The sequence below is a fragment of the Bradyrhizobium sp. IC4060 genome (assembly GCF_020193715.1).
Lineage (GTDB): Bacteria > Pseudomonadota > Alphaproteobacteria > Rhizobiales > Xanthobacteraceae > Bradyrhizobium > Bradyrhizobium yuanmingense.
This window is the reverse complement of record NZ_JADYVJ010000084.1, coordinates 1-448: the sequence shown is the minus strand read 5'-3', so window position 1 is coordinate 448 and position 448 is coordinate 1. Positions and strand designations below refer to the sequence as shown.

The 448-nt window shown below is 57.1% G+C and carries 1 protein-coding gene; it reads left to right on the top strand.

All coding sequences use genetic code 11. The features are described from left to right. Window positions 1-352 (top strand): gamma-glutamyl-gamma-aminobutyrate hydrolase family protein (locus tag I6F16_RS37590; RefSeq protein WP_225174786.1); only part of this gene is annotated, 352 nt, incomplete at its 5' end. Window positions 353-448 lie beyond the last annotated feature (96 nt).

Below are 448 nucleotides of genomic sequence, written 5' to 3'. Positions count from 1 at the left end.
CCTTGAACATCGCGAAGATCCTGAACTGCCCGTCGAGCAGCAGTATGCGCCGTCCCATCAGGTTGAGGTTCAGGAAGGAGGATTGCTGTCGCAATTGATACCGGGCTGCAACACGTTTTGGGTAAACTCGCTACATGGGCAAGGGGCAAAAACCCTCAGTCCGCAGCTGCGCGTGGAGGCGCGAGCGCCGGATGGACTGGTGGAAGCGGTCAGCGTGAACGATCATCCTTTCGCGCTGGGCGTACAGTGGCATCCAGAATGGAACAGTAGCGAATACGCCCTGTCGCGTATGTTGTTTGATGGTTTTATCACCGCCTGTCAGGGCCATCATGCTGAAAAGCGGCGGCGCTGACCACTACCGTTAAGGAAATGCAAATATGCGCGATGACGGACTGGCGCCAGGGAAACGTCTGTCAGAGATCCGCCAACAGCTGGGTCTCTCACAGCG